This is a genomic window from Veillonella ratti, assembly GCF_003992115.1.
Lineage (GTDB): Bacteria > Bacillota > Negativicutes > Veillonellales > Veillonellaceae > Veillonella_A > Veillonella_A ratti.
The window spans coordinates 1-4,560 of record NZ_RQUX01000038.1 but is presented as its reverse complement, the minus strand read 5'-3'; the positions used below and the strand labels follow the sequence as shown (position 1 = coordinate 4,560).

The 4,560-nt window shown below is 40.5% G+C and carries 5 protein-coding genes; 2 read left to right on the top strand and 3 right to left on the bottom strand.

Features of this window, described 5'->3' with window-relative positions; translation table 11 throughout:
* Positions 1-116: 116 nt before the first annotated feature.
* A complete protein-coding gene (locus tag EO124_RS10055; RefSeq protein WP_206512571.1) occupies positions 117-299 on the top strand; it encodes a hypothetical protein in 183 nt (60 codons plus the stop codon).
* A gap of 57 nt (positions 300-356) precedes the next feature.
* Here the strand turns inward: EO124_RS10055 and EO124_RS10355 are convergent, their stop codons facing one another.
* Positions 357-557 carry a helix-turn-helix domain-containing protein gene (locus EO124_RS10355; RefSeq protein ID WP_241230712.1) on the bottom strand — a complete coding sequence of 67 codons (201 nt, stop codon included), beginning with the start codon at positions 555-557 and terminating at the stop codon, positions 357-359.
* A gap of 147 nt (positions 558-704) precedes the next feature.
* Here EO124_RS10355 and EO124_RS10045 point away from each other — a divergent pair, with 147 nt between their 5' ends.
* Positions 705-2,279 carry a putative polysaccharide biosynthesis protein gene (locus tag EO124_RS10045; RefSeq protein WP_127059395.1) on the top strand — a complete coding sequence of 525 codons (1,575 nt, stop codon included), beginning with the start codon at positions 705-707 and terminating at the stop codon, positions 2,277-2,279.
* Positions 2,280-2,404: 125 nt separating this feature from the next.
* Here EO124_RS10045 and EO124_RS10040 read toward each other — a convergent pair whose 3' ends face one another.
* Positions 2,405-3,589, bottom strand: a complete 1,185-nt coding sequence (locus EO124_RS10040) for a glycosyltransferase (RefSeq protein ID WP_127059394.1) — start codon at positions 3,587-3,589, stop codon at positions 2,405-2,407.
* A gap of 16 nt (positions 3,590-3,605) precedes the next feature.
* On the bottom strand, positions 3,606-4,406 hold the full coding sequence (locus EO124_RS10035; protein WP_206512570.1) for a glycosyltransferase: 801 nt from the start codon (positions 4,404-4,406) through the stop codon (positions 3,606-3,608).
* Between the last annotated feature and the right edge of the window lie 154 nt (positions 4,407-4,560).

Below are 4,560 nucleotides of genomic sequence, written 5' to 3'. Positions count from 1 at the left end.
TTTTAAAAGACCGATAAGACTAGATAAATACTAGTCTCATCGGTCTAAAAACCAACTCAAAATGTCCTATAGGCCGTGTCTTAACTGCTTGGGGCTTCGCCGGTATCGCCGGTCCAATGTTGGTATCCTTCCTTCGTGAAAGCACCAACAGCTACAGCGGTCCGCTCTTCGTGTTCAGTGCGTTATTCGTTTTGAACTTGGCCGTGGCTGTGGCACTTAAAATGTTCACTAAAGATCATCACTTTGAAGCGGAAGAAAAAGTTGTTGATATTAAAAATGGCGACGCTTTGAACGCGTAAATAAAATTATATCAAAACAAGCTAACGAGAACGTTGTATTTTCCGGATGCAACGTTCTTATTTTTTATTAGTATTCTTCAATGGCACTATTGCTAACGTCTTACCTAAAGTCGCTAACACCTTCAAAACTGTATCTAATCTAGGATTTGTCTCACCTGTCTTCATTCGTGCTATCACCGGCTGCTTTACACCACTCAGAACTTCTAATTTTTTCTGGCTAATACCTTTTTCGTTGCGAGCATCAATCAGTTCACACATAATTGCCGCGCACTTTCTCAAAATCCTAATGCACAGTACTCGAATGTATGTTAAAATTAAATATTGATAGGCTGAAGTTAAATACAGCCTCAAATAGACATTATAAACATTAACTACCATATGAATATCAAGTTGGGAGTATAGTAAATGGTTAACCGATTTTTACAAGGCACTCTTATTCTTACCATTGCCGGCTTTGTGGTCAAAGCCATCGGCAGCATCAACTGGATTTTGCTGTCCCGTGTACTCGGCGGTGAAGGGATTGGGATCTACCAAATGGCGTTCCCGATTTACCTCTTATCTTTGCAACTATCCAGTGCCGGGATTCCGATTGCAATCTCAATTTTAACGGCGGAAAAACTCGCCCGCTTCGACTATCGTGGCGCCCAGAAGGTTTTCAAACTGTCATTCTACCTTCTCTTTGCTACCGGCCTGCTATTCAGCATCCTGATGTGGTTCGGTGCCGATTGGCTCATCTCTTCGGGCTACATCATTGATGATCGTGCGTATTTGGCATTACTTGCCTTAGCTCCGGCCATTTTCTTCGTAACACTCATCTCGTGTTACCGAGGCTACTTGCAAGGTTGGCAAATGATGACACCGACCGCTGTGAGCCAGATTATTGAACAATTACTCCGCGTAGTTGTGATGCTCGGAGCTGCGTATATGCTCCTTCCTTACGGTCTCGGAGCCGCCGCCGGCGGTGCCAGCATGGGCGCCGGTATCGGTGCGTTTGGTGCCCTCGTGGTGCTCATGTACTACTATTATAAATTACCGAAATCTCCGGAAGATGCTCATAAACAACCGGAAGGTCCCGGTGAATCGTCCGGCTCCATCGTAAAACGCCTCATTAAATTGGCGATTCCGATTTCTTTGGCTAGCTTAATGTTGCCGTTAGTAGCGAACCTCGATTTGTTCATCGTGCCCCGTCGTTTGGAAGTCGCCGGTTTTACCACCAGCCAAGCAACCGAGCTCTTCGGTTACTTAACCGGTATGGCCGTGCCGCTCATCAATTTGGCCACGATTATTACTGCTGCTTTGGCGACAAGCATCGTTCCGGCCATCTCCAATGCGAATGCAACGGGTGACAAAAAAGGCGTATACTACCGCACCGCCGGTGCTATGCGTATTACCTTTATGTCCACCGTACCGTTTACCTTGATGCTCTACGTTTTAGCTGAACCGGTAGTAAGCGTTATTTACAACGCACCACGTGCTGCTGAAGCGACCCAGATTACGGCTATCGCCATTTTCTTCCTCGGTATGCATCAGGTAACAACCGGTGTTTTACAAGGCCTCGGCAAACCGACCTTGCCGGTTATTAACATGGGCATTGCGGCCATTTCCAAAGTTATTTTGAACTGGAACTTAACATCTATTCCTTGGCTCGGCATCAGCGGTGCTGCCTATGCGACCGTAGCCGACATTGGTGTGGCTGCCCTTTTAAATCTGATTTGGATCAAAAAATACACAGGCTATTTCCTGGACTTTTCCCTACTTTGGAAAAACATCGTCAGCGCCATTATCATGGGCGTTGCCATGTTCTTCCTCTACTCACCGCTTGAAGGCATCATGCATAAATTCTTTGCCATGGCCATCAGTGCCTTCGTGGGCGGCGTTATCTACGTCATCGTTATGGTGCTTCTAAAAGGCTTAAACCGTCATGACGGTGAACGTATGCCATTGATTGGGAAATTCTTTAGAGGTAAAGAAAAAGTATAAAATATATCTTTACTTTTAATTTCTTGTAAATATAATCAAAAAACACTGCTTGCTAAGATTTATAGCAAGCAGTGTTTTTATATTCTAACTTTAAAATAATTAAAAGTTGTTATCTACTATTCGTTTTACTTGGCTTTTGATATTATATCTTTCATCAAATCTTCCCATTGATTCCAAATTGATTGAGGAGCATACTTTTTCATTGCCACTCTTGCGGACTCTCCCATCGTTTGTCTCAATTTCGTATTCGCCATTAAAGATTCTAACGCCGCTGTGAATGCCTCTACTCCATCATCACATAAAATACCTGTTTTATCATGTTCAATAAGCTCATTAACACCCGAACAACTTTTAAAAGCTACGGCTGGAAGCCCTATACTCATTGCTTCGCCTACAGCCATACCAAAGCCTTCATAAGCACTGGGGCAAGCAAAAATATCCGCTTTACTTAAAGCCCCCGGAACATCTTCTGTTGCACCATGTATAAAAACCTTATCGGCTAACCCACTACTTTTAATCAAAAGTTCAAGCTCTTTATAATAGGTTTCTCTATCCTTCTTTCCCCAAATATCAACAACCCAATTTGGATATTTCTTGTGAAGCACTTTAAAGGCCTCAATTAATACGTGTGGTCGCTTATGATTCTTAGTTAACCGCCCCATGAAAGCTATACGGTATTGTGCTTTTTCAGATACTAAGTCAGCTTGCTCTTCAAACTGTGGTATTGCATTACCAATGACAACCGTTTTTACATTAGGCAAATGCCGTTTAATATGCTCTTCAAATGATGGCATTAACACCTGACAAACTGCACTTTTTTCAAGAGAAGGTATTTCTTTACGAGGGTATAAATAAAAATAATCTTCCGGATCACCATGTGACATTGTTACAACCGGTTCAGATATATTCATATCACATAATAACAATTTACTGGCCGCAGGCTGATAGGAAATAACAATATCCGGCTTGATTTCATTATAATATGATGTAATTGACTCTAATAAATATGTCTCCTCAAACCAACTATTAACAGTACGCCCACTTCGTTTTGAAAACATTCGCAATATTTCTCTTACAGCCTTTAAATGTATAGGAAACTTTACAACTTTACCATTCAATTTCTTTTTAATATTATATAATTTCACATTTTTATCGATAGGATAAAAGAACTCACCTTCACGCTCATCACTATACATCAAAGAAACTTCATGTCCCCTTTTTACCATTTCATTGGCAAAGGCACAAGTTACTTTCGCAAGTCCTCCGGTATCTTGAACCATTTTGGTAAAGTTAGCTAATAAAATCTGCACAATGCTTCCTCCCTAATTACTTGCCTAATATGTTGTGGATTAACTTTTCATGACTAAATGCCGTATTTGCAGCTTCCAATCCTGTTTTATAATTATCTTTATTCCTATTATAAGAATTTACAAACTGTTCTAACTGAACGCTAAATTCATCTTCACTATTTAAGTTTAAAGCTTCGCCTATTTTATAGTTAGCCAGTACTTCCGGATTCATTTCAGGCGACTGTAAAATAGGTTTATAAAAGCCAATTGCATTAAATAGCATGGCACTCCAATGATATCTATATCGCTCTGCAGCATATGGAGCAATAATAACATCAACACACTGCAAGGCCTCCTCCCAAGCCGGGCCAATCAAATTTTTATGCCAAAACTCAATATTCTCAACGGCGTTATATTCCTTGATGATTTTTTCAAATTCATCACTGTCTTCTTGCATGGCCGTCGCACCTTGCACAATAAGTTTAACAGGAATATCAAATTTTGCTTTTTTATAAGCCTCCAAGAAAAACCGAATATTTTTCTCTCGCCGGTATTGTCCAAAGAACCCTAACGTCAATGGATTATGCAAGGTCATTTCTCTAACAGGTGTAAAACTTACAGGTTTAAATACAGGTGGCTCAATTAAATCAATATTGCTGAGTTGTTCATTGGCAAAATCATTTCGCAATGTAATGATTTTAATATGTATATTTTTATACGGTTCACAACGTTTTGCTTGCTTTATAAAGCGAGCTTTTTCACGAGGGTTAATCCCATGAATAATAAAATATACCGGAACGGGAGAATTTTTTAATTTTGTTTGTAATACAGCCCGCAAATAACGAAACGTCGATGTAGGAATTATTATAGCGTCACATTTTCCTGCTAAAGCTTTTTTATAGGCAGAATTAAACCATTGCCGACGACCCGTTTGACTGACATAATGGTGCAGACCGAAGCGTTGTCACAGGAAGAGGCCATTGTGCAATATA

Excerpts from the sequence above, each read along its gene's own strand:
- EO124_RS10355 (WP_241230712.1), bottom strand. The coding sequence starts at position 557 with ATGTGTGAACTGATTGATGCTCGCAACGAAAAAGGTATTAGCCAGAAA.
- EO124_RS10045 (WP_127059395.1), top strand. The coding sequence starts at position 705 with ATGGTTAACCGATTTTTACAAGGCACTCTTATTCTTACCATTGCCGGC.
- EO124_RS10055 (WP_206512571.1), top strand. The coding sequence starts at position 117 with ATGTTGGTATCCTTCCTTCGTGAAAGCACCAACAGCTACAGCGGTCCG.